The organism is Geodermatophilus sp. DSM 44513 (assembly GCF_032460525.1).
In the GTDB taxonomy this organism is placed as follows: Bacteria; Actinomycetota; Actinomycetes; order Mycobacteriales; family Geodermatophilaceae; genus Geodermatophilus.
The window spans coordinates 3,780,080-3,800,346 of sequence record NZ_CP135963.1 but is presented as its reverse complement, the minus strand read 5'-3'; the positions used below and the strand labels follow the sequence as shown (position 1 = coordinate 3,800,346).

Here is a 20,267-nt window from a genome sequence, read left to right as displayed (position 1 = left end):
GATGCTGATCCCACGGCGCGTCAAGCACCGCAAGCAGCACCACCCGAGCCGCTCCGGCCGGGCCAAGGGCGGCACCGAGATCAACTTCGGCGAGTACGCCATCCAGGCCCTGGAGCCGGCGTACGTCACCAACCGGCAGATCGAGTCCGCCCGTATCGCCATGACCCGGCACATCCGCCGTGGCGGCAAGGTCTGGATCTCGATCTACCCGGACCGCCCGCTCACCAAGAAGCCGGCCGAGACCCGCATGGGCTCGGGCAAGGGCTCGCCGGAGTGGTGGGTCGCCAACGTCAAGCCCGGCCGGATCATGTTCGAGCTGTCCGGCGTGGCCGAGCCCGTGGCCCGCGAGGCCATGCGGCGCGCGATCCACAAGCTGCCCATGAAGTGCCGCTTCATCACTCGTGAAGGAGAGGTGTGATGGCCGCCGGTCTGACCGCTCCCGAGCTGCGTGAGCTCTCCGCCGAGGAGCTCGCCACGCGGCTGCGCGAGTCCAAGGAAGAACTGTTCAACCTGCGCTTCCAGGTGGCCACCGGCCAGCTGGACAACAACCGGCGGCTGCAGACCGTGCGCCGCGACATCGCGCGGATCTACACGATCATGCGTGAGCGCGAGCTCGGCCTCTCGGTCGCCCCGAACGAGGGTGTGGCATGAGCGAGAGCCAGTCGGTGACCGCCAACGAGGCGGTCGCCACCGGACCCGGCCTGGCCGGCCGTGGCTACCGCAAGGTCCGCGAGGGCCTCGTCGTCAGCGACAAGATGGACAAGACCATCGTCGTCGAGGTCGAGGACCGCGTGAAGCACGGCCTCTACGGCAAGGTCATCCGCCGGACCAGCAAGCTGAAGGCCCACGACGAGCAGCAGGTCGCCGGCATCGGTGACCGGGTGCAGATCATGGAGACCCGGCCGACGTCGGCCACCAAGCGGTGGCGGCTCGTCGAGGTCGTCGAGAAGGCCAAGTAGGACCGCCGGGGGCCCTCCGCGGGTCCCCGGCGGAGCCGCCCTGCGGGGTGGCTCCGGGGGCGAGTACCCTGGACCACTGGCGCGCTCGGCTCCACTGCGCGCCCATCCCGGTGACCGTGCTCGGACGCACCGGCGGCTGCGCCGCCGGTGCGTCCGCACGTGGGCACCGGACAGCCGGTTCACCGTTCCGGCCCGGCTGTCACCCACACAGATCAGGAGTAGGACGTGATCCAGCAGGAGTCGCGACTGCGGGTCGCCGACAACACCGGTGCGAAGGAGATCCTCTGCATCCGGGTGCTCGGCGGCTCCGGGCGACGCTACGCCGGCATCGGTGACGTCATCGTCGCCACCGTCAAGGACGCGCTGCCGGGCGCAGGGGTCAAGCGGGGTGACGTGGTCAAGGCCGTCGTCGTCCGCACCGCGAAGGAGCGCCGTCGCCCCGACGGCTCCTACATCCGCTTCGACGAGAACGCCGCCGTCATCATCCGCGACAGCGGCGACCCGCGCGGGACGCGCATCTTCGGCCCGGTCGGCCGTGAGCTCCGCGACAAGCGCTTCATGCGGATCATCTCGCTCGCCCCGGAGGTGCTGTGACCATGGCGGCCAACAAGAAGCAGGCAGCCCACTCGAAGGCCAAGGCGCCCTCGATGAAGGTGAAGAAGGGCGACACCGTCGTGGTGCTGTCCGGCAGGGACAAGGGCGCCCGCGGCCGGGTCATCGCGGCCTACCCGGAGCGGCAGAAGGTCCTCGTCGAGGGCGTCGGCCGGGTCAAGAAGCACACCCGGATCAGCTCCAACCAGCGTGGTGCCCAGTCGGGCGGGATCGTCACGCAGGAGGCCCCCATCCACGTGAGCAACGTGATGGTGCTCGACTCCGAGGACAAGCCGACCCGGGTCGGCCACCGCAAGGACGAGGAAGGCCGCAGCATCCGGGTCTCGCGGCGCACCGGTAAGGACCTGTGAGCCCCATGTCGTCGATGACCGAGAGCGCACCCGCCCGTGAGCTGCCGCGCATGCTCGCCCGCTACCGCGGGGAGATCCTCCCCGCGCTGCAGAGCGAGTTCGGCTACGAGAACGTCATGCAGATCCCGCGGCTGACCAAGATCGTGGTCAACATGGGCGTCGGTGAGGCGACCCGTGACGCCAAGCTGATGGACGGCGCCGTCCGCGACCTCACCGCCATCACCGGGCAGAAGCCGGCCGTCGTCCGGGCGCGCAAGTCCATCGCCCAGTTCAAGCTGCGCGAGGGCATGCCGATCGGCGCGAAGGTCACCCTGCGCGGGGACCGCATGTGGGAGTTCCTGGACCGGCTGCTGAGCCTGGCCCTGCCCCGCATCCGCGACTTCCGTGGCCTCAACGCCAAGCAGTTCGACGGCCACGGCAACTACACGTTCGGCCTGACCGAGCAGTCGATGTTCCGCGAGATCGACGTGGACAAGATCGACCGTCCGCGGGGCATGGACATCACGCTGGTCACCACCGCCACCAACGACGAGGAGGGTCGCGAGCTCCTCCGCCTGCTGGGCTTCCCGTTCGCCGGCCAGCCCGTCGTCACCACCACCCGCTGAGCCGGGCGAGGAGACACCCAGATGGCCAAGAAGGCGCTGATCAACAAGGCGGCCCGCAAGCCGAAGTTCACCGTCCGCGGCTACACCCGGTGCCAGCGGTGCGGTCGTCCGCACTCGGTCTTCCGCAAGTTCGGCCTGTGCCGGATCTGCCTGCGGGAGATGGCGCACGCCGGCGAGCTGCCGGGCGTGAGCAAGAGCAGCTGGTAGCAGGACCCGGCTGCTCCCCACGACGCGCTGTGCGCATCGTGGGTCCCGGCAGCCGGGCCGTTCCATCCGGTCACCAACACCGAGAGGCCCCGCCCGACGGCACCAGCCGTACGGCGAGAGGAACCGCGGTGAGAGAGGCACGACACCCATGACGATGACCGACCCGATCGCGGACATGCTGACGCGGATCCGGAACGCCAACCAGGCGTACCACGACTCCACCACCATGCCCTCGTCCAAGCTCAAGACGCACATCGCCGAGATCCTCCAGCAGGAGGGTTACATCGCCGGCTGGACCGTCAACGAGGTGGACAAGGACGGCACCAGCTTCAAGGAGCTGGTGGTCGACCTCAAGTACGGCCCCAACCGCGAGCGGAGCATCGCCGGCGTCCGGCGCGTGTCCAAGCCCGGGCTGCGGGTGTACGCCAAGTCCACCGCGCTGCCGAAGGTGCTCGGCGGCCTCGGCGTGGCGATCATCTCCACCTCCACCGGGCTGCTGACCGACCGCCAGGCGAACAAGAAGGGCGTGGGTGGGGAAGTCCTCGCCTACGTCTGGTGAGGAGCGAGTGACATGTCGCGGATCGGACGACTGCCGATTCCCGTGCCCGGAGGCGTGGACGTCTCCATCGACGGCCAGACGCTGAGCGTCACCGGCCCCAAGGGCACGCTGAGCCACGTCGTCGCCCCGCCGATCACCGTGGGGCGCGGCGAGGACGGCACGCTGCAGGTGCAGCGGCCGGACGACGAGCGCGAGAGCCGTGCGCTGCACGGGCTGTCGCGCACGCTCATCGCCAACATGATCACCGGCGTGACCGAGGGCTACACGAAGACCCTCGAGATCGTCGGTGTCGGGTACCGCGTGCAGGCCCGCGGGTCGGACCTCGAGTTCGCCCTGGGCTACAGCCACCCGGTGCCGGTGAGGGCCCCCGAGGGCATCACCTTCACCGTCGAGTCCCCGACCCGCCTGCGGGTGACCGGGATCGACAAGCAGCTGGTGGGCCAGGTGTCGGCCAACATCCGCGGCCTGCGCCGCCCGGACCCCTACAAGGGCAAGGGCGTGCGCTACCAGGGTGAGGTCGTCAAGCGCAAGGTCGGGAAGACGGGTAAGTGATGGCACAGACCGACAAGAGCGTCGCTCGGGTGCACAAGCCCGTCGGCACCGACATCAGCACCGCGCGACGGGTCTCCCGCCTGCGCCGGCACACCCGGCTGCGCAAGCGCGTCGGGGGCACCCCGGAGCGCCCCCGCCTGGTGGTCAACCGCAGCTCGCGGCACATCCACGTCCAGGTCGTCGACGACACCGCCGGCCGTACCCTGGTCAGTGCCTCCACGCTGGACGCCACCCTGCGCACGGCCGAGGGCGACAAGTCCGCGCTGGCCCGGCAGGTCGGCGCGCTGGTGGCCGAACGTGCCCGTGCCGCCGGCATCACCGCGGTCGTGTTCGACCGGGGCGGCAACCGCTACCAGGGCCGCATCGCGGCACTGGCCGACGGCGCCCGCCAGGGTGGGCTGGACTTCTGATGAGCGACACCGTGAACCAGCAGATCGAGAGGGACGTCTGATGCCAGGACCACAGCGACGCGGCGGCGGCGCCGGCGGCGGCAACGACCGCCGCGACCGTCGTGACGGCGGGCGGGGCCCCGGCGGCGCGCCTGCCGAGAAGAGCGCGTTCATCGAGCGCGTGGTGGCCATCAACCGCGTGTCCAAGGTCGTCAAGGGCGGCCGGCGCTTCAGCTTCACCGCCCTGGTGATCGTGGGCGACGGCGACGGCACCGTGGGCGTGGGCTACGGCAAGGCCAAGGAGGTGCCCGCGGCGATCGCCAAGGGCGTCGAGGAGGCCAAGAAGCACTTCTACAAGGTGCCGCGCATCGCCAGCACCATCCCGCACCCGGTGCAGGGCGAGGCGGCGGCCGGTGTGGTGCTGCTCAAGCCGGCCAGCCCCGGTACCGGTGTCATCGCCGGCGGGCCGGTGCGTGCCGTCCTGGAGTGCGCCGGCATCCACGACGTGCTCTCCAAGAGCCTCGGGTCGTCCAACCCGATCAACATCGTGCACGCCACCATGCAGGCGCTGAAGGACCTCGTCCGTCCGGAGGAGATCGCGGCCCGCCGCGGCCTGCCCCTCGAGGACGTCGCCCCCGCCGCCATGCTGCGGGCGCGGGCGGGCCAGGGGGTCTGAGATGGCACAGCTCAAGGTCACCCAGATCCGGTCGGCGATCGGCTCGAAGCCCAACCAGCGCCAGACGCTGCGCTCGCTGGGTCTCAAGCGGATCAACGACTCGGTCGTCCAGGAGGACCGTCCCGAGATCCGCGGGATGGTCGCGACGGTGCCGCACCTGGTCGCCGTCGAAGAAGTGCAGAGCTGAGGAACGACTCGCCATGACACTGAAGGTCCACCACCTGCGCCCGGCCCCCGGCGCCCACACCAAGAAGACCCGGGTGGGTCGCGGTGAGGGTTCCAAGGGCAAGTCGGCCGGCCGCGGTACCAAGGGCACCGGCGCGCGGGGCAACACGCCCGCGGGCTTCGAGGGCGGGCAGACGCCGCTGCACATGCGGCTGCCCAAGCTCTCCGGCTTCAAGAACCGCAACAAGGTCGTCTTCCAGGTCGTCAACCTCGACCGGATCGCGTCGCTGTTCCCCCAGGGCGGCTCGGTGGACCCGGACGCACTGGCCGCTGCCGGCGCCGTGCGGCGCGGGCAGCCGGTGAAGGTCCTGGGCTCCGGCGAGCTGGGCGGCGTCGCGGTGCACGTGCACGCGCACGCCTTCTCCGCGTCGGCCGCCGAGAAGATCGGCGCCGCCGGAGGCAGCACCAGCCGCCTCTGAAGCAGGACCCCGTCCTCCCCACCCTCCGCAGGCCCAGGGTGGGACCCGGGACGGGGCCACGTCGGCCCGCCCTGCCCAGTGCCGGGCGGGCCGATTGCTAATGTCATACGACCGAGCAGGGGAGGGCACGTGCTGCAGGCGTTCGCCGCGGCGTTCCGGACGCCAGACCTCCGGCGCAAGCTGCTGTTCTCCCTGGCGATCATCGCCGTGTACCGCCTGGGGGCCGCGATCCCCGGCCCGGGCGTCTCGGTGGAGGCCATCAACAGCTGCCTCGAGCAGGCCCAGGCCTCCGACCAGCGCGACCTGTACTCGCTGGTCAACCTGTTCTCCGGCGGGGCGCTGCTGCGGCTGAGCGTCTTCGCGCTCGGGATCATGCCCTACATCACGGCGAGCATCATTGTGCAGCTGCTGGTGGTGGTGATCCCGCGCTTCGAGCAGCTGAAGAAGGAAGGGCAGTCGGGTCAGGCGAAGCTGACCCAGTACACCCGCTACCTGACGATCGCCCTCGCCGTCCTGCAGAGCACCGGGATCATCGCGCTGGCCCGCAGCGGTCAGCTGTTCCCCGGGTGCCCGCAGGACATCATCCCGTCGGACTCCATCTGGACGACGATCGTCCTGGTGATCGCCCTGACCGCCGGTACCGCGGTGATCATGTGGCTGGGCGAGCTGCTGACCGAGAAGGGGATCGGCAACGGCATGTCCGTGCTGATCTTCACCTCCATCGCGGCTCGCATCCCCGCCGAGGGCGGCGCGATCCTGCAGACCCGCGGTGGCATCGTCTTCGCGCTGGTCTGCCTGCTGGCGCTGCTGATCATCGGCGCCGTCGTGTACGTGGAGCAGGCCCAGCGGCGCATCCCCGTCCAGTACGCCAAGCGGATGGTCGGCCGGCGCATGTACGGCGGGACGTCGACCTACCTGCCGCTCAAGGTCAACCAGGCCGGCGTCATCCCGGTCATCTTCGCCTCCTCGCTGCTCTACCTCCCCCAGCTGCTCACCCAGTTGCAGGGCAACGAGACCGGTCCGGTGCGCCAGTTCTTCGAGAACTACGTCATCGACCAGAGCAGCCCGGTGCACGTCGCGCTCTACTTCGGGCTGATCGTCTTCTTCACGTACTTCTACGTGTCGATCACGTTCAACCCGGAGGAGCGGGCCGAGGACATGAAGCGCTACGGCGGCTTCATCCCGGGCATCCGCCCCGGCCGGCCCACCGCGGAGTACCTGCAGTACGTGCTGTCCCGGATCACCCTGCCCGGGTCGCTGTACCTGGGCATCGTGGCCGTGCTGCCCAACTTCTTCCTGTCGGTCACGCAGGAGGGGCAGAACCAGAACTTCCCGTTCGGTGGCACCGCGGTGCTGATCATGGTCGGAGTGGGGTTGGAGACGGTGAAGCAGATCGAGACACAGCTCAACCAGCGCAACTACGAAGGGTTCCTGAAGTAGTGCGCGTCGTGCTGCTGGGCCCCCCCGGAGCGGGCAAGGGGACCCAGGCGCAGGTCATCGCCGGCGAGCTCGGTGTCCCGGCGATCTCGACCGGTGACATCTTCCGGGCGAACGTCAGCGGCCAGACCGAGCTCGGCCTGCAGGCCAAGGGCTTCATGGACGCCGGTGACCTGGTGCCCGACGAGATCACCGTGGCCATGGTCCGCGACCGGCTCGCCGAGACCGACGCCAAGGGCGGCTTCCTGCTCGACGGGTTCCCCCGGACCATCGCCCAGGCCGAGCAGCTCAAGGCGTCCCTGCAGGAGCTCGGCGACGGCCTGGACTGCGTGCTGGAGCTCGTCGTGGACGAGGACGAGCTGGTGCGCCGGCTGTCCGGACGCCGCACGCTCGTCGACGGCCAGTGGGTGCAGCGGTCCGACGACGAACCGGAGACCGTGCGCCACCGGCTGCAGGTCTACCGGGAACAGACCGCCCCGCTGTCGGGTTGGTACGACGCCGAGGGGCTGCTCTCGCGGATCGACGCCATCGGCGCGGTCGAGGAGGTCACCCAGCGGGCGTTGAGCGCGCTGGAGGCCTGCCGCGGCACGCGGTCCGACGCGCCGGGCGCGGGCTGAGGACAGGCAGCCGGGATGACGGCCGCAGGGATCCTCGACCGGATCCCGCTGCTGGCGAAGTGGAGTGGACGCATGATCCAGATCAAGACACCGCAGGAGCTCGAGCTCATGCGTGCCGCCGGGCTCGTCGTGGCCGGCGCCATCGCCGCCGTCCGTGCCGCGGTCCGTCCCGGTGTGACCACCGGTGAGCTGGACGCCATCGCCGAGGACCACATCCGCACCGCCGGCGCCGTCCCGTCCTTCCTCGGGTACCACGGGTTCACCGGCAGCATCTGCGCGTCCGTCAACGACGAGATCGTGCACGGCATCCCCGACCCCGGTCGCGCGCTCGCCGAGGGCGACAACATCTCCATCGACTGCGGCGCGATCCTGCGCGGCTGGCACGGCGACTCGGCGGTCACCGTCACCGTCGGGCCGCCCTCGGCCGAGGACGCCGCGCTGATGGACGTCACCGAGCGCTCGATGTGGGCCGGGCTGGCCCGAGCCCTGGCCGGTGGACGGCTGACCGACATCAGCCACGCCGTGGGGCAGACGGTCACCGCCGAGCAGCACCCCTACGGGATCGTCGACCACTACGGCGGGCACGGCATCGGCACCGAGATGCACCAGGACCCGCACGTGCTCAACTACGGCCGGCCCGGCCGCGGCCCCCGGCTGGTCCCGGGTCTGGCCCTCGCCATCGAGCCGATGGTCACCGTCGGCGACCCGGCCACCGTCGAGCTGGAGGACGGGTGGACCGTGGTCACCAAGGACGGGTCGCGGGCGGCCCACTTCGAGCACAGCGTCGCCATCACCCCCGAGGGCCCCTGGGTGCTCACCGCGGAGGACGGCGGCGTCGCGGGGCTCGCCCCCTTCGGGATCACCCCCCGCACCTGAGGTCCCTCCGGAGGCTCAGCCCGAGCCTGGAGGGCCGAGGGGGAGGGGGTCCTTCCTCCGCCCCCCACGCGCCCCTGGGGGGTGGCCGTCCCAGCACGTCACCGGAGCTCGGCGCGGGTACCTGCGGGGTGAGCCGTCCTTGCCGGTCACGACCTCGCGGTCGGACTCCCACGGGTGGTCCGTGTGACGGAACCCGGGTTGGAGGGGCTGGTCGAGGCGGGGTACAGTGGCCGATGGCGCTCGCGCCGCTCTGCTGTTGTGCTGTGGCCGCACGACCCGGAGCGCCCTCGCGGGAGTGTCTGCACCACCCGTTCTGTACCCACCGATCGCGCCCGCCGGGTCCCGGCACGTGCGCGGGAGGACACCAGCACCACCGAGTCAGGGAGGCCGTGTAGGGCATGGCGAAGAAGGACGGGGCCATCGAGGTCGAGGGTCGCGTCGTCGAGCCGCTGCCCAACGCGATGTTCCGGGTCGAGCTGCAGAACGGGCACCGGGTGCTCGCCCACATCAGCGGCAAGATGCGACAGCACTACATCCGCATCCTGCCCGAGGACCGCGTGGTCGTGGAGCTGTCGCCCTACGACCTGACGCGCGGTCGCATCGTCTACCGGTACAAGTGATCGCCGGCCCGTCCCCCGCGGGCGGTCGGCCTACGAGCATGAGGAATGAGGGGCGGCACCGGTGAAGGTCCAGCCGTCGGTGAAGAAGATCTGCGACAAGTGCAAGGTGATCCGCCGGCACGGCCGGGTCATGGTCATCTGCGACAACGCCCGCCACAAGCAGCGGCAGGGCTGAGGGAGTACCTGAGACATGGCACGACTGGCCGGCGTCGACCTGCCCCGCGAGAAGCGGATGGAGATCGCGCTCACCTACATCTACGGCATCGGCAAGGCCCACGCCAAGGAGACCCTGGCCGCGACGGGCGTCAGCCCGGACCTGCGCGCCCGCGACCTCTCCGACGAGGACCTGCTGAAGCTGCGCGACTACATCGACGAGCACTTCCGCGTCGAGGGTGACCTGCGCCGCGAGGTGGCCGCCGACATCCGCCGCAAGGTGGAGATCGGCTGCTACCAGGGCCTGCGGCACCGTCGCGGCCTGCCCGTGCACGGGCAGCGCACCCGCACCAACGCGCGCTCCAGCAAGGGCCCGCGCAAGACCATCGCCGGCAAGAAGAAGGCCGGCAAGAAGTAGAAGGACCCCGGCGCCCCCCAGCCCTCGCTCCGCGCGGGCCGGGCCCCTGCGCCGGGGCCGTTCCAGGCCCTCACCTGGGCCGTTCCAGCCCCTCACTAGGCCACGAAAGACAAGAGGAACCGGATACATGCCTCCCAGGGCTCGCGCCGCGGCTGGTGCCAAGAAGGTCCGCCGCAAGGAGAAGAAGAACGTCGCCCACGGCGCCGCGCACATCAAGAGCACGTTCAACAACACGATCGTGTCGATCACCGACCCCACCGGGAACGTGATCAGCTGGGCCTCCGCCGGCCACGTCGGCTTCAAGGGCTCGCGCAAGTCCACCCCGTTCGCCGCGCAGATGGCCGCCGAGAACGCCGCCCGCAAGGCGCAGGAGCACGGGATGCGCAAGGTCGACGTCTTCGTCAAGGGCCCCGGCTCCGGTCGTGAGACGGCGATCCGGTCGCTGCAGGCCACCGGCCTGGAGGTCGGCCAGATCCAGGACGTGACCCCCCAGCCGCACAACGGCTGCCGCCCCAAGAAGCGCCGCCGGGTCTGACCGGCCACCGACGAGAGCAGAGGTAGACAGACGTGGCCCGTTACACCGGAGCCGACTGCCGCATGTGCCGGCGCGAGAAGATGAAGCTGTTCCTCAAGGGCAGCAAGTGCGAGTCCCCCAAGTGCCCGATCGAGATCCGGCCCTACCCGCCGGGCGAGCACGGCCGGGGCCGCAGCAAGGACAGCGAGTACCTCCTGCAGCTGCGCGAGAAGCAGAAGGCACGCCGCATCTACGGCGTCCTGGAGAAGCAGTTCCGCGGCTACTACGAAGAGGCCAACAAGAAGTCGGGCAAGACCGGTGAGGTCCTGCTGCAGATCCTCGAGTCGCGGCTGGACAACGTGGTCTACCGGGCCGGCCTGGCCGAGTCCCGCGACATGGCGCGCCAGCTGGTGCGCCACGGCCACATCCGGGTCAACGGCCGCAAGGTCGACATCCCGTCCTACCGGGTCAGCGCCAACGACATCGTCGAGGTCGCCGAGAAGTCCCGCCGGATGCTGCCCTTTGAGATCGCCCAGGCCCGCGCCGGCGAGCGCCCGGTGCCGCCGTGGCTGGAGGTCATCACCAGCCAGCTGCGCGTGCTGGTGCACAGCGTGCCGGCGCGCCAGGTGATCGACACCCCGGTCCAGGAGCAGCTGATCGTCGAGCTCTACTCCAAGTAGCAGCTCGCTGCCCGGTGCAGGAGCCTCACCGCTCCTGCACCGGGCCGGCTCCCGCGGGCGGACGGATGCCCGCCGGGGGCCTGCACCATCCCCCTCACGGCGTCATATGGCGGTCGCCGGAGGACCCCGAGGAGAACACCACCATGCTCATCGCACAGCGTCCCAGCCTCACCGAGGAGACCCTCACCGAGTCCCGCTCGCGGTTCGTCATCGAGCCGCTGGAGCCCGGCTTCGGTTACACCCTCGGCAACTCCCTGCGCCGGACCCTCCTGTCGTCGATCCCCGGTGCTGCCGTGACCAGCATCCGGATCGAGGGCACCCTGCACGAGTTCACCACCGTGCCGGGCGTCAAGGAGGACGTCACCGAGATCATCCTGAACCTCAAGGGCCTGGTCGTCAGTTCCGACTCCGACGAGCCGGTGACGATGTACCTGCGCAAGCAGGGCCCCGGTGAGGTCACCGCCGCCGACATCGCCCCGCCCGCCGGTGTCGAGGTGCACAACCCCGAGCTGCACATCGCCACGCTCAACGGCAAGGGCCGCCTGGAGATCGAGCTGGTCGTCGAGCGGGGTCGCGGCTACGTGCCGGCGCCGCAGAACAAGCAGCCCGGCCAGGAGATCGGGCGCATCCCCGTCGACTCGATCTACTCGCCGGTGCTCAAGGTCACCTACGCCGTCGAGGCCACCCGCGTCGAGCAGCGCACCGACTTCGACCGCCTCGTGGTCGACGTGGAGACCAAGCCCTCGATCGCCCCGCGCGACGCGATCGCCAGTGCCGGGTCCACGCTGGTCGAGCTCTTCGGCCTGCTGCGCGAGCTGAACATCGACGCCGAGGGCATCGAGGTCGGCCCGAGCCCGGCCGAGGCCGCCGACATCGCGAACTTCTCGATGCCGATCGAGGACATGGACCTCACCGTCCGGTCCTACAACTGCCTCAAGCGCGAGGGCGTGCACACCGTCGGGGAGCTCGTCACCCGGTCCGAGGCCGACCTGCTGGACATCCGCAACTTCGGGGCGAAGTCCATCGACGAGGTCAAGATGAAGCTGGCGGCCATGGGCCTGGCGCTCAAGGACAGCCCGCCCGGGTTCATCCCCACCTCCATCGAGAGCTACGACGAGGGCTACGAGACCGACGCCTACCAGGGCCACGGCGAGTTCGCCGCCGGCTACGACCAGGCGCAGTACGACGACGGCTCCTACCAGGAGACCGAGCAGCTCTAGAGGAGGGCCCCGTTGCTCCCCACCGCTCGCACGCTCGCGGTGGGACCCGGCAACGGGGCCCGCCGGACGGCGGGGCGACCCGCCGTCCGGCGCCGCCTCCGGGCCCGCCACACTGGCCCGGATGCACCACCCGCGCGCTGCGCGCACCAGTTCGTCAGCACCACCACGGAACGCAGCCGGCACCGCGGCCCGGCAGCCTGAGGAAGGACCGACATGCCCACCCCCACCAAGGGCCCTCGTCTGGGCGGTTCCCCCGCGCACGAGCGGCTGATGCTGGCCAACCTGGCCACCTCGCTGTTCGAGCACGGGCGGATCACCACCACGGAGACGAAGGCCAAGCGGCTGCGTCCCCTGGCCGAGAAGCTGGTCACCTTCGCCAAGCGCGGCGACCTGCACGCCCGCCGCATGGTGATGACGACCATCCGCGACAAGGCCGTCGTCCACACGCTGTTCGCCGAGATCGGGCCGCGGTTCGCCGACCGGCCGGGCGGCTACACGCGCATCACCAAGGTGGGGCCGCGCAAGGGCGACAACGCCCCCATGGCCGTCATCGAGCTCGTCGAGGGCCAGACCGTCGCCCAGCAGGCCGTCGGCGAGGCCGAGCGGGCGCGCGGCACCCGGTTCGCCGGTGCGACCGCGGGCGCGGGTGCTGCAGCCGTCTCCGGTGAGGTGACCGCCGACGCGCTGGAGACCGCAGAGGCCCCCGAGACCGCCGTCGACACCGTCGCCGCCGACGCCCCGGCGACGGAGGCCGGGGACGACGCCGTCACCGACGTCGGCGCCGTGGACCCCGTCGTGACCGGCGGCGCCACCGCGTCCACCGAGACGGACACCCCGGCGCAGCCCGAGACCCCGGCGACCGAGACCCCGGCGCAGTCCGGGACCGTCGCGGAGGCCGAGGGCACGGACGGCGCCCGGTGAGCGACCCGACCGACCCCGCCCAGGGCGGCACCGCCGGAGCCCCCGGCGCCACCACCGGTGGCAGCGACCCGGGCGCGGCCGTCGCGGGCGAGAGCACCGGACCCGGCGGCGACACGTCGCCGGCCGTGACCTCCGGTGACGTCGACCCCGAGGCCCAGCAGGTCGTCACCGACCTCTACAACCCCGACGGCGACCGGCAGGACGACGGCGCCGTCACCCCGGAGCCGGCCGCCGAGAACCTCGCCGTCGTCGACGACCCGCAGCTGTCCCCGGACGTGGCCGCCGCGGCCGCGGCGGAGATCGAGGCCGCCGAGATGAGCGACGCCGCCACCGCCGGCACGCACTCCCCCGGGGGCGAGGCCGCTCCCGACCCGAAGTGAGCGGTCGCTGACCACGTCACCGCCAGGTGCCGGGGCCGGCACCGAGCGCCGGACCGACGAGCCCGCCACCGACCGAGGTGGCGGGCTCGTCGTTCTCCGGTCGGGGCCGCGCAGCGACGACGTCCGGCTGCGCCTCGGTGTCGCCTACGACGGCACGGCCCTGCACGGGTGGGCGCGGCAGCCCGACGGGCGCACCGTGCAGGGGGAGTTGGAGGCTGCCCTGGCGACGGTGCTGCGCTGCCCGGTGCGGCTGACCGTGGCCGGCCGCACCGACGCCGGCGTGCACGCCACCGGCCAGGTCGCCCACGCCGACGTGCCACGCCCGCTGTGGGTGGAGCACCGCGACCGGCTGGTCCGCCGGCTGCGGGGGGTCCTGCCGCCGGACGTCGCCGTGCACACCGTCGGTGAGGCGCCGCCGGAGTTCGACGCCCGGTTCGGCGCGCTCCGCCGGCACTACGTCTACCGGCTCACCGACGCCGACGGCGGCCCGCCGCCGCTGCGCCGGGCGGACACGGTCGGCTGGCCCCGGCGGCTCGACGCCGGCGCGATGGCGGACGCGGCGCAGCGCCTGCTCGGCCTGCACGACTTCGCCGCCTTCTGCCGCCGCCGGGAGGGCGCGACGACGATCCGCACCCTGCTCGCCCTGGACGTCGCCCGGGACGGCGACCTGGTGACGGTGCAGGCCTCCGCGGACGCCTTCTGCCACTCGATGGTGCGCAGCCTGGTCGGCGCGCTGACCGCGGTGGGCGAGGGACGGCGTCCGCCGGGGTGGCCGGCGGGGTTGCTGACCGCCACGCAGCGCTCGAGCGAGGTGCCCGTGGTCCCGCCGGGCGGGCTCACGCTGGTGGGGGTCGACTACCCGCCGGACGACGAGCTGGCCGCTCGGGCGGCGGTCACCCGGGGCCTGCGCGCCTGACGCGGCTCACGGCAGCGCGGCGACGGCGTCGGCGATCGGGGTGTCCCCGCCGACGAGCTCCAGCACCTCGCCCGACGTCCCGGCGTCCAGCAGCGCCACCAGCACTGCGGCGACGTCGTCCCGCGGCACCTCGCCGTACTCCGCGCCGCGGGCCAGCCTGACCCGCCCGGTGCCGGGGGAGTCGGTGAGTCGGCCGGGCCGCAGCACCACCGTGTCCAGGCCCGGCCGCGGCAGGACGTCGTCCTCGGCGGCCAGCTTGGCCTGCAGGTACACGGCGAACGCCGGGTCGGTGTCCTCCGGTGTCCCGTGCCGCGCCTGCTCGACGCCCATCGAGGACACCAGCAGGTACCGCCGGACGCCGGCCCGTTCGGCGGCGTCGGCGAGAAGCACCGCCGCCCCCCGGTCGACGGTGTGCTTGCGGGCGTCCCCGCTGCCCGGGCCCGCGCCGGCCGCGAACACGACCGCGTCGGCCCCGGACACCACCTCGGCCAGCTGGTCGACGCCGGCCCGCTCCAGGTCGAGGACGACCGGCTCGGCGCCGTCGGCGCGCAGGTCGTCGGCGTGGTCGGGGTTGCGGACGATGCCGACCACGGTGTCCCCGCGGGCGGACAGCAGACGGGTGAGGCGGCGGGCGACCTGCCCGTGGGCCCCGGCGGTGACGATGCGCACGAGGCAGCCCTACCCCGGTGGGCGGCGCGGAACCCGGCGCGCGGCGGCCGCCCGGGCGCGGGCGAGGTCGGCGGGGGTGTCGCAGTCGGTCCACGGCGGCGGCTGCCCCGGTGTCACGTCCGGGTGCAGCCGGCGGACGCCCAGCGGGGCGAGCACCCGGCGCACCGACGTGGGCCCGTGGACGTCGGCGACCGCCGCGCGCAGCGCCGCCGTCCGCCAGACGCCGAGCAGCAGCTGGTCGCGGTCGGTGTCGTCGACGACGAGGACCCCGTCACCGGTCAGCCGCTCGCGCAGCGCCCGGACCAGCCCCGCGGTGAGGAACGGCAGGTCGCCGGCGAGCAGCGCCACCACCTCGGTGGGGACGTGCGCCAGGCCGGTGCGCATCGCCGCCACCGGCCCACCGCGCGGCGGGTCCTCGCGGACCACGACGACGTCCGCCGGGACCGGCTGGGGCGGGCCGACGACGACCCGCGGTGCGGCGTCCGGGACGGCGGCGAGGACGGCGGCGAGGATGCTGCGCCCGCCGACGTCCAACTGCGGCTTGGCCTGCCCACCCATCCGGGCCGCCCGGCCGCCGGCGAGCACCAGGGCGGCGTAGGGCGGCAGCGCGGACACGCTCGGACAGTAGGGGTTACCGTCGCCAGGCGTGGGACGAGTGACGAGCAGGACGCCGGTGCTGCGGATCCGTGGCGCGGCGCACAGCACCCGCCCGGACACCGTGGCCGCCGAGGAGCCGCTGGAGATCCGGCTGGACGGGACGCCGCTGGCGGTCACCATGCGCACGCCGGGCGACGACTTCGACCTGGTGCACGGCTTCCTGGCCACCGAGGCGGTCATCGCCTCGGCCGACGACCTGGCCGGGCTGCGCTACTGCAACTCCGTGGACGCCGAGGGGCGCAACACCTACAACGTGGTCGACGTCGACCTCGCGCCGGGCGTGCAACCGCCGGACACCGCGCTGGACCGCAACTTCTACACGTCGAGCTCCTGCGGGGTGTGCGGCAAGGCCAGCATCGACGCCATCCGCACGAAGACCCGCCACGACGTGGCCGGCGACGGCCTCCGGGTGCCGCTGGCCACGCTGCTCGCCCTGCCCGACCGGCTGCGGGCCGCCCAGCAGGTGTTCGACAAGACCGGCGGGCTGCACGCGGCCGGCCTGTTCACCGCCGAGGGCGAGCTGGTGGCCCTGCGGGAGGACGTCGGCCGGCACAACGCGGTGGACAAGGTGGTCGGCGACGGGGTGCGCGCCGGGCGCCTGCCCCTGGCCGGGCACGTGCTCATGGTCAGCGGGCGGGCCAGCTTCGAGCTGACCCAGAAGGCGGCGATGGCCGGCATCCCGGTGCTCGCGGCGGTGTCCGCGCCCTCGTCACTGGCCGTCGAACTGGCTGCCGACGTCGGCATCACCCTCGTCGGCTTCCTCCGCGGCGACGGCTGCAACGTCTACACCCGTCCGGAGCGGGTCGTCCTCCCCGACTGAGCGCGGTGGACCCGTCCGCGTGACGCGGACGGGTCCACCCGGCTCAGTGGTCGCCGCCGCGCAGCTGGCTGACCACGTGGGGGAGCAGCGGGCCGAGCACGGCCAGGGCGTCGCGCACCCCACCGGGAGAGCCGGGCAGGTTGACCACCAGGGTGCGCCCGGCGGTGCCGGCCAGCCCCCGGGAGAGCACCGAGGTGGGCACCTGCGGCTCGCCGTACCGGCGGACCGCCTCCGCGATGCCCGGCGCCTCCCGCTCGAGCACCTGCCGGGTGGCCTCGGGGGTGACGTCGGTGGGCGACAGCCCCGTGCCGCCGGTGGTCAGGACGACGTCCGCGCCCGACTCCACCGCCTCGCGCAGCACGGTGACCAGTGCCTCGACGTCGTCCGGGCGCACGTGCGGGCCCTCCACGGCGAACCCCAGCGCCTGCAGACCCTCGGCCAGCGCCTGGCCGCTGCGGTCCGCGTAGACCCCGGCGGCAGCCCGGTTGGACGCGGTGACGACGACCGCGCGGGCGCCGGCCGGCAGGCCGGAGGTCACCGGCGCCACTCCCCGCTCTTCCCGCCGGACTTGGCCAGCAGCCGGACGTCGGTGACCGACGCCCGCGGGTCGACCGCCTTGACCATGTCGATGACGGTCAGCCCGGCGACGGCCACGGAGGTGAGCGCCTCCATCTCCACGCCGGTGCGGTCCGCGGTGCGGGCGGTGGCGACGATCTCCACGGCGTCGTCGGCCACGGTCACGTCCACGGTGACCCCGTGCAGCGCGATCGGGTGGCACAGCGGCACGAGGTCCGGCGTCCGCTTGGCCCCGGCGATGCCGGCGATGCGGGCGACGGCGACGGCGTCGCCCTTGGGCACCCCCTCGCCGCGCAGCAGCGCCACCACCTCCGGGCTGACCAGCACCCGGCCGGCGGCGGTGGCCTCCCGGGCGGTCACCGGCTTGGCGGAGACGTCGACCATCCGGGCCGCGCCGGCCTCGTCGACGTGGGTCAGGCGGTCGCTCACTGGAGTGCTCCCTCGATCAGCACGACGTCCACCGGGGCGCCGGCGGGCAGTTCGGTCACGTCCTCGGGGACGACGACCAGGCAGTTGGCGCGGGCCAGGTGGGCGACCAGGTGCGAGCCCGGGCCGCCGACCTGGGAGACGGTGCCGGCGTCGTAGCGGCCGCGCAGGAACTGGCGGCGCCCGGCCGGGGAGCGCAGCGGCGCGGTGAGGGTGGCCGGGGCGCGCAGCCGGCCGGGCGCGGCGTGGCCCAGCGCGCGGCGCAGCGCCGGCCGGACGAACACCTCGAAGGACACGAACGCGCTCACCGGGTTGCCGGGCAGCGTGACCACCGGGACGCCGTCCACCGTGCCGGCCCCCTGCGGACCGCCGGGCTGCATGGCCACCTTGACGAACTGCACGGTGCCCAGCTCGGCGAAGGCGTCCTTGACCACCTCGTAGGCCCCGGCGCTGACTCCGCCGCTGGTGACCAGCAGGTCGGCGGTGGCCAGCTCGGCGCGCACGGTGGCGAGGAACTCCCCGACGTCGTCGGGCACGAAGTGCAGCCGCCGCGCGGTGCCCCCGGCGTCCTGCACGGCGGCCACGAGCAGTGCGGAGTTCGACTCGTAGATCTGCCCGGGCAGCAGCTCCTCCCCGGGGGCGACCAGCTCGCTGCCGGTGGAGAGCACGAGCACCCGAGGGCGGCGGCGCACCCACAGCGTCCGGGCGCCGACGGCGGCCGCCAGGCCCAGCTGGGCGGCGCCGAGCGGGACGCCGGCGGTCAGCGCCACCGTGCCGGCGGTGATGTCCTCCCCGGCCCGGCGCAGGTGGGTGCCCGGCGCGGGCGCGTCGCGGACCTCCACGACGTCGGTGGCGCCGTCGGTGAGCTCCACCGGCACCACGACGTCGGCGCCGTCGGGCAGCGGGGCGCCGGTCATGATCCGCTGCACGGTGCCGGGCTCGAGCGGGCGCACGTCGGTGCGCCCGGCGGGGACGTCGTCGGCGACCGGCAGCCGCACGGGCAGCGTGGCCACCTCGGCCGAGCGCGCGGCGTAGCCGTCCATGGCGGAGTTGTCGAAGCCGGGCAGCGACACCCGTGCGGTGACGTCCCGGGCCAGGACCCGGTTGTGCGCGGCCGCCAGCGGCACCTCCTCGTCGTCCAGCGGGGCGAGCAGCGCCGCGACGACCGCCTGGTGTTCCTCGACCGTGCGCACGAGCCCATCCTGACCGATCGGTGTCACGAGCACGGGGGAGGTCGCTCGGCCGCCGCCCCGGGGTGCGTCGCTAGGGTCGGGTCCACCGGACGAGGGGGTGGCAGTGGCCGAGCTGGACCGCATGCTCGAGGCGAACGCGCAGTGGGCACCGCAGGCGCCCGGGGGGCTGCCGGCCCCACCGGCCCGCGCGGTCGCCGTGGTGGCGTGCATGGACGCGCGGATGGACGTCCCCCGCATCCTCGGCCTCCAGCCCGGTGACGCCCACGTCATCCGCAACGCCGGCGGTGTGGTCACCGCCGACACCCTGCGCTCCCTCACCGTCTCCCAGCACGTGCTCGGCACCCGCGAGGTGGTGCTGGTGCACCACACCCGCTGCGGGATGGAGGGCGCCGACGAGGCCGCGCTGCTCGACCGGGTCGAGCAGACCACCGGTGTGCGGCCGGACTGGGCGGTGCAGGCCTTCCCCGACGTCGAGGAGGACGTCCGGGAGTCCGTGCGGCAGCTGCGGTCCTGCCCGTACCTGCTGTCCCACGACGTCCGGGGCACCGTCTACGACGTGGACACCGGGCGGCTGCGCGAGGTCGTCGTCCCGGACTGACCGCGGGCCGGGGCGCCCGTCGACCGGCTGGTATCGTCGTCCGCTGGTGCGCGGAGCCGGCTGGTGCCCGCGCGCCGCTCCCGCTTCCCGTCCTCGGTGAGGCGATCCACCAGCCGCCCCGACGACGACGGAGGACACGAGCGCCGTGCGCACGTACACCCCCAAGCCCGGCGACATCAGCCGGGCCTGGCACGTCATCGACGCCACCGACGTGGTGCTCGGTCGACTCGCCAGCCAGACCGCGATCCTGCTCCGCGGCAAGCACAAGCCCCAGTACGCCCCGCACGTCGACGTCGGCGACTTCGTCGTCATCGTCAACGCCGGCCAGCTCGCCCTCACCGGCTCCAAGCGGGACGAGAAGATCGCCTACCGCCACTCCGGCTACCCGGGCGGCCTCAAGCGGATCAACGTCGGCGACCAGCTGCGCACCCACCCCGACCGCGTCGTCGAACGCGCCGTCAAGGGCATGCTCCCGCACAACAGCCTGGGCCGTCAGATGCTCAAGAAGCTCAAGGTGTACGCGGGCCCCGAGCACCCGCACGCCGCCCAGCAGCCCCAGACCTACGAGATCAAGCAGGTGGCCCAGTGACGACCGCCCTCACCGTGACCGACGCCGAGGGGCGTCCGGTGCAGACCGTCGGCCGGCGCAAGGAGGCCATCGTCCGCGTGCGCCTGCTGCCGGGCACCGGCCAGTTCCGGCTCAACGGCCGCACCATCGAGGAGTACTTCCCGAACAAGGTGCACCAGCAGCTCATCCGTGAGCCGTTCGTGACCGTGGAGCGGACCGAGCAGTACGACGTCGTCGGCATCCTCCGGGGCGGTGGCGTGAGCGGCCAGGCCGGCGCGCTGCGCCTGGCGATCGCCCGCGCACTGATCGCCGTCGAGGCCGAGGACCGCCCGGCCCTGAAGAAGGCCGGCTTCCTCACCCGGGACCCGCGCGTCACCGAGCGCAAGAAGTACGGGCTCAAGAAGGCCCGCAAGGCACCTCAGTACTCGAAGCGCTGACCGGCCCGCGCGGCGTCT

At 72.8% G+C, this 20,267-nt stretch carries 33 protein-coding genes and 1 pseudogene; 29 read left to right on the top strand and 5 right to left on the bottom strand.

Annotation, left to right across the window (positions count from 1 at the left end; genetic code table 11):
- The first annotated feature begins 1 nt into the window (after position 1).
- The 25 genes and pseudogenes from rplP to truA all read left to right on the top strand — a co-directional run bounded on the left by rplP (position 2) and on the right by truA (position 14,305).
- On the top strand, positions 2-418 hold the full coding sequence (gene rplP / locus RTG05_RS18420) for a 50S ribosomal protein L16 (RefSeq protein ID WP_012950475.1): 417 nt from the start codon (positions 2-4) through the stop codon (positions 416-418).
- On the top strand, positions 418-651 hold the full coding sequence (gene rpmC / locus RTG05_RS18415) for a 50S ribosomal protein L29 (RefSeq protein ID WP_072919070.1): 234 nt from the start codon (positions 418-420) through the stop codon (positions 649-651). Before rplP ends, rpmC begins: the two co-directional genes overlap by 1 nt.
- On the top strand, positions 648-959 hold the full coding sequence (gene rpsQ / locus RTG05_RS18410; RefSeq protein ID WP_166526318.1) for a 30S ribosomal protein S17: 312 nt from the start codon (positions 648-650) through the stop codon (positions 957-959). The genes rpmC and rpsQ overlap by 4 nt, the downstream gene beginning before the upstream one ends.
- Positions 960-1,184: 225 nt before the next feature.
- A complete protein-coding gene (gene rplN, locus RTG05_RS18405; RefSeq protein WP_072919076.1) occupies positions 1,185-1,553 on the top strand; it encodes a 50S ribosomal protein L14 in 369 nt (122 codons plus the stop codon).
- A gap of 53 nt (positions 1,554-1,606) precedes the next feature.
- Entirely contained in the window at positions 1,607-1,921 is a 315-nt protein-coding gene (gene rplX / locus RTG05_RS18400; protein WP_166529278.1) for a 50S ribosomal protein L24, read from the top strand.
- Between the two features lie 14 nt (positions 1,922-1,935).
- On the top strand, positions 1,936-2,526 hold the full coding sequence (gene rplE, locus RTG05_RS18395; protein ID WP_166526317.1) for a 50S ribosomal protein L5: 591 nt from the start codon (positions 1,936-1,938) through the stop codon (positions 2,524-2,526).
- A 21-nt stretch (positions 2,527-2,547) separates the two neighbouring features.
- Positions 2,548-2,733, top strand: coding sequence for a type Z 30S ribosomal protein S14 (locus RTG05_RS18390; protein WP_166526316.1), 186 nt, complete (start codon positions 2,548-2,550; stop codon positions 2,731-2,733).
- Between the two features lie 148 nt (positions 2,734-2,881).
- The gene (gene rpsH, locus RTG05_RS18385; RefSeq protein WP_166526315.1) at positions 2,882-3,292 is read left to right on the top strand and encodes a 30S ribosomal protein S8; all 411 of its coding nucleotides are present in this window, start codon (positions 2,882-2,884) and stop codon (positions 3,290-3,292) included.
- Between the two features lie 12 nt (positions 3,293-3,304).
- Positions 3,305-3,844 (top strand): 50S ribosomal protein L6, encoded by a 540-nt coding sequence (gene rplF, locus RTG05_RS18380; RefSeq protein WP_166526314.1) that lies wholly within the window; start codon positions 3,305-3,307, stop codon positions 3,842-3,844.
- Positions 3,844-4,254, top strand: a complete 411-nt coding sequence (gene rplR, locus RTG05_RS18375) for a 50S ribosomal protein L18 (RefSeq protein WP_166526313.1) — start codon at positions 3,844-3,846, stop codon at positions 4,252-4,254. The genes rplF and rplR overlap by 1 nt, the downstream gene beginning before the upstream one ends.
- A gap of 40 nt (positions 4,255-4,294) precedes the next feature.
- The gene (gene rpsE / locus RTG05_RS18370; protein WP_166526312.1) at positions 4,295-4,909 is read left to right on the top strand and encodes a 30S ribosomal protein S5; all 615 of its coding nucleotides are present in this window, start codon (positions 4,295-4,297) and stop codon (positions 4,907-4,909) included.
- A gap of 1 nt (position 4,910) precedes the next feature.
- Complete coding sequence (gene rpmD, locus RTG05_RS18365; RefSeq protein WP_166526311.1) at positions 4,911-5,096, top strand: 50S ribosomal protein L30; 186 nt, start codon at positions 4,911-4,913, stop codon at positions 5,094-5,096.
- Positions 5,097-5,115: 19 nt separating this feature from the next.
- Positions 5,116-5,553: a 50S ribosomal protein L15 gene (gene rplO / locus RTG05_RS18360; RefSeq protein ID WP_396349646.1), complete on the top strand. Its 438-nt coding sequence runs from the start codon at positions 5,116-5,118 to the stop codon at positions 5,551-5,553.
- Between the two features lie 129 nt (positions 5,554-5,682).
- Positions 5,683-6,993 (top strand): preprotein translocase subunit SecY, encoded by a 1,311-nt coding sequence (gene secY / locus RTG05_RS18355; protein ID WP_166526309.1) that lies wholly within the window; start codon positions 5,683-5,685, stop codon positions 6,991-6,993.
- Positions 6,993-7,607 (top strand): adenylate kinase, encoded by a 615-nt coding sequence (locus RTG05_RS18350; RefSeq protein WP_166526308.1) that lies wholly within the window; start codon positions 6,993-6,995, stop codon positions 7,605-7,607. The genes secY and RTG05_RS18350 overlap by 1 nt, the downstream gene beginning before the upstream one ends.
- Before the next feature lie 72 nt (positions 7,608-7,679).
- Positions 7,680-8,483, top strand: a complete 804-nt coding sequence (gene map / locus RTG05_RS18345) for a type I methionyl aminopeptidase (RefSeq protein WP_166529277.1) — start codon at positions 7,680-7,682, stop codon at positions 8,481-8,483.
- A 398-nt stretch (positions 8,484-8,881) separates the two neighbouring features.
- Positions 8,882-9,103 (top strand): translation initiation factor IF-1, encoded by a 222-nt coding sequence (infA, locus tag RTG05_RS18340; RefSeq protein ID WP_012950459.1) that lies wholly within the window; start codon positions 8,882-8,884, stop codon positions 9,101-9,103.
- Between the two features lie 61 nt (positions 9,104-9,164).
- Positions 9,165-9,278 carry a 50S ribosomal protein L36 gene (rpmJ, locus tag RTG05_RS18335; RefSeq protein WP_012950458.1) on the top strand — a complete coding sequence of 38 codons (114 nt, stop codon included), beginning with the start codon at positions 9,165-9,167 and terminating at the stop codon, positions 9,276-9,278.
- Between the two features lie 15 nt (positions 9,279-9,293).
- On the top strand, positions 9,294-9,674 hold the full coding sequence (gene rpsM / locus RTG05_RS18330) for a 30S ribosomal protein S13 (protein ID WP_089303741.1): 381 nt from the start codon (positions 9,294-9,296) through the stop codon (positions 9,672-9,674).
- A gap of 127 nt (positions 9,675-9,801) precedes the next feature.
- Positions 9,802-10,209 (top strand): 30S ribosomal protein S11, encoded by a 408-nt coding sequence (gene rpsK, locus RTG05_RS18325; RefSeq protein WP_012950456.1) that lies wholly within the window; start codon positions 9,802-9,804, stop codon positions 10,207-10,209.
- 32 nt (positions 10,210-10,241) lie between these two features.
- The gene (gene rpsD / locus RTG05_RS18320) at positions 10,242-10,868 is read left to right on the top strand and encodes a 30S ribosomal protein S4 (RefSeq protein ID WP_166526307.1); all 627 of its coding nucleotides are present in this window, start codon (positions 10,242-10,244) and stop codon (positions 10,866-10,868) included.
- A gap of 143 nt (positions 10,869-11,011) precedes the next feature.
- Complete coding sequence (locus tag RTG05_RS18315; RefSeq protein ID WP_166526306.1) at positions 11,012-12,088, top strand: DNA-directed RNA polymerase subunit alpha; 1,077 nt, start codon at positions 11,012-11,014, stop codon at positions 12,086-12,088.
- 213 nt (positions 12,089-12,301) lie between these two features.
- A pseudogene (gene rplQ, locus RTG05_RS22410) lies at positions 12,302-12,649 on the top strand (50S ribosomal protein L17); the annotation flags it as partial.
- A gap of 356 nt (positions 12,650-13,005) precedes the next feature.
- Complete coding sequence (locus tag RTG05_RS18305) at positions 13,006-13,389, top strand: hypothetical protein (RefSeq protein WP_166526304.1); 384 nt, start codon at positions 13,006-13,008, stop codon at positions 13,387-13,389.
- A 7-nt stretch (positions 13,390-13,396) separates the two neighbouring features.
- Positions 13,397-14,305 carry a tRNA pseudouridine(38-40) synthase TruA gene (gene truA, locus RTG05_RS18300; protein ID WP_166529276.1) on the top strand — a complete coding sequence of 303 codons (909 nt, stop codon included), beginning with the start codon at positions 13,397-13,399 and terminating at the stop codon, positions 14,303-14,305.
- A 6-nt stretch (positions 14,306-14,311) separates the two neighbouring features.
- Here truA and RTG05_RS18295 read toward each other — a convergent pair whose 3' ends face one another.
- Together RTG05_RS18295 and RTG05_RS18290 are read right to left on the bottom strand one after the other, a co-directional pair.
- Positions 14,312-14,974 (bottom strand): SDR family oxidoreductase, encoded by a 663-nt coding sequence (locus RTG05_RS18295; RefSeq protein WP_166526303.1) that lies wholly within the window; start codon positions 14,972-14,974, stop codon positions 14,312-14,314.
- 9 nt (positions 14,975-14,983) lie between these two features.
- A complete protein-coding gene (locus RTG05_RS18290; protein ID WP_166526302.1) occupies positions 14,984-15,589 on the bottom strand; it encodes a molybdenum cofactor guanylyltransferase in 606 nt (201 codons plus the stop codon).
- Between the two features lie 31 nt (positions 15,590-15,620).
- Between RTG05_RS18290 and fdhD the strand changes: the two genes are divergently transcribed.
- Positions 15,621-16,451, top strand: coding sequence for a formate dehydrogenase accessory sulfurtransferase FdhD (gene fdhD / locus RTG05_RS18285; RefSeq protein WP_166526301.1), 831 nt, complete (start codon positions 15,621-15,623; stop codon positions 16,449-16,451).
- Between the two features lie 43 nt (positions 16,452-16,494).
- On the opposite strand, the gene RTG05_RS18280 is transcribed toward fdhD, so the two are convergent.
- Genes RTG05_RS18280 through glp form a run of 3 tightly spaced genes read right to left on the bottom strand, consistent with a single transcriptional unit; the run spans position 16,495 to position 18,646 of the window.
- Complete coding sequence (locus RTG05_RS18280; protein WP_166526300.1) at positions 16,495-16,989, bottom strand: MogA/MoaB family molybdenum cofactor biosynthesis protein; 495 nt, start codon at positions 16,987-16,989, stop codon at positions 16,495-16,497.
- A complete protein-coding gene (moaC, locus tag RTG05_RS18275; RefSeq protein WP_089303749.1) occupies positions 16,986-17,456 on the bottom strand; it encodes a cyclic pyranopterin monophosphate synthase MoaC in 471 nt (156 codons plus the stop codon). Before moaC ends, RTG05_RS18280 begins: the two co-directional genes overlap by 4 nt.
- The gene (glp, locus tag RTG05_RS18270; protein WP_166526299.1) at positions 17,453-18,646 is read right to left on the bottom strand and encodes a molybdopterin molybdotransferase MoeA; all 1,194 of its coding nucleotides are present in this window, start codon (positions 18,644-18,646) and stop codon (positions 17,453-17,455) included. The genes moaC and glp overlap by 4 nt, the downstream gene beginning before the upstream one ends.
- Positions 18,647-18,749: 103 nt before the next feature.
- On the opposite strand from glp, the gene RTG05_RS18265 reads away from it, so the two are divergent.
- The 3 genes from RTG05_RS18265 to rpsI all read left to right on the top strand — a co-directional run bounded on the left by RTG05_RS18265 (position 18,750) and on the right by rpsI (position 20,249).
- Positions 18,750-19,244, top strand: a complete 495-nt coding sequence (locus tag RTG05_RS18265; protein ID WP_315912036.1) for a beta-class carbonic anhydrase — start codon at positions 18,750-18,752, stop codon at positions 19,242-19,244.
- Between the two features lie 145 nt (positions 19,245-19,389).
- Positions 19,390-19,833 (top strand): 50S ribosomal protein L13, encoded by a 444-nt coding sequence (gene rplM / locus RTG05_RS18260; RefSeq protein ID WP_166526298.1) that lies wholly within the window; start codon positions 19,390-19,392, stop codon positions 19,831-19,833.
- Positions 19,830-20,249: a 30S ribosomal protein S9 gene (gene rpsI / locus RTG05_RS18255; RefSeq protein ID WP_012950442.1), complete on the top strand. Its 420-nt coding sequence runs from the start codon at positions 19,830-19,832 to the stop codon at positions 20,247-20,249. Before rplM ends, rpsI begins: the two co-directional genes overlap by 4 nt.
- The last annotated feature ends 18 nt before the right edge of the window (positions 20,250-20,267 follow it).

What these genes read in the sequence shown, in the direction of transcription:
- rplP (WP_012950475.1), top strand. Translation starts at nt 2, where the DNA reads ATGCTGATCCCACGGCGCGTCAAGCACCGCAAGCAGCACCACCCGAGC.
- rpmC (WP_072919070.1), top strand. Translation starts at nt 418, where the DNA reads ATGGCCGCCGGTCTGACCGCTCCCGAGCTGCGTGAGCTCTCCGCCGAG.
- rpsQ (WP_166526318.1), top strand. Translation starts at nt 648, where the DNA reads ATGAGCGAGAGCCAGTCGGTGACCGCCAACGAGGCGGTCGCCACCGGA.
- rplX (WP_166529278.1), top strand. Translation starts at nt 1,607, where the DNA reads ATGAAGGTGAAGAAGGGCGACACCGTCGTGGTGCTGTCCGGCAGGGAC.
- rplE (WP_166526317.1), top strand. Translation starts at nt 1,936, where the DNA reads ATGACCGAGAGCGCACCCGCCCGTGAGCTGCCGCGCATGCTCGCCCGC.
- RTG05_RS18390 (WP_166526316.1), top strand. Translation starts at nt 2,548, where the DNA reads ATGGCCAAGAAGGCGCTGATCAACAAGGCGGCCCGCAAGCCGAAGTTC.
- rpsH (WP_166526315.1), top strand. Translation starts at nt 2,882, where the DNA reads ATGACGATGACCGACCCGATCGCGGACATGCTGACGCGGATCCGGAAC.
- rplF (WP_166526314.1), top strand. Translation starts at nt 3,305, where the DNA reads ATGTCGCGGATCGGACGACTGCCGATTCCCGTGCCCGGAGGCGTGGAC.
- rplR (WP_166526313.1), top strand. Translation starts at nt 3,844, where the DNA reads ATGGCACAGACCGACAAGAGCGTCGCTCGGGTGCACAAGCCCGTCGGC.
- rpsE (WP_166526312.1), top strand. Translation starts at nt 4,295, where the DNA reads ATGCCAGGACCACAGCGACGCGGCGGCGGCGCCGGCGGCGGCAACGAC.
- rpmD (WP_166526311.1), top strand. Translation starts at nt 4,911, where the DNA reads ATGGCACAGCTCAAGGTCACCCAGATCCGGTCGGCGATCGGCTCGAAG.
- map (WP_166529277.1), top strand. Translation starts at nt 7,680, where the DNA reads ATGATCCAGATCAAGACACCGCAGGAGCTCGAGCTCATGCGTGCCGCC.
- infA (WP_012950459.1), top strand. Translation starts at nt 8,882, where the DNA reads ATGGCGAAGAAGGACGGGGCCATCGAGGTCGAGGGTCGCGTCGTCGAG.
- rpsM (WP_089303741.1), top strand. Translation starts at nt 9,294, where the DNA reads ATGGCACGACTGGCCGGCGTCGACCTGCCCCGCGAGAAGCGGATGGAG.
- rpsK (WP_012950456.1), top strand. Translation starts at nt 9,802, where the DNA reads ATGCCTCCCAGGGCTCGCGCCGCGGCTGGTGCCAAGAAGGTCCGCCGC.
- RTG05_RS18315 (WP_166526306.1), top strand. Translation starts at nt 11,012, where the DNA reads ATGCTCATCGCACAGCGTCCCAGCCTCACCGAGGAGACCCTCACCGAG.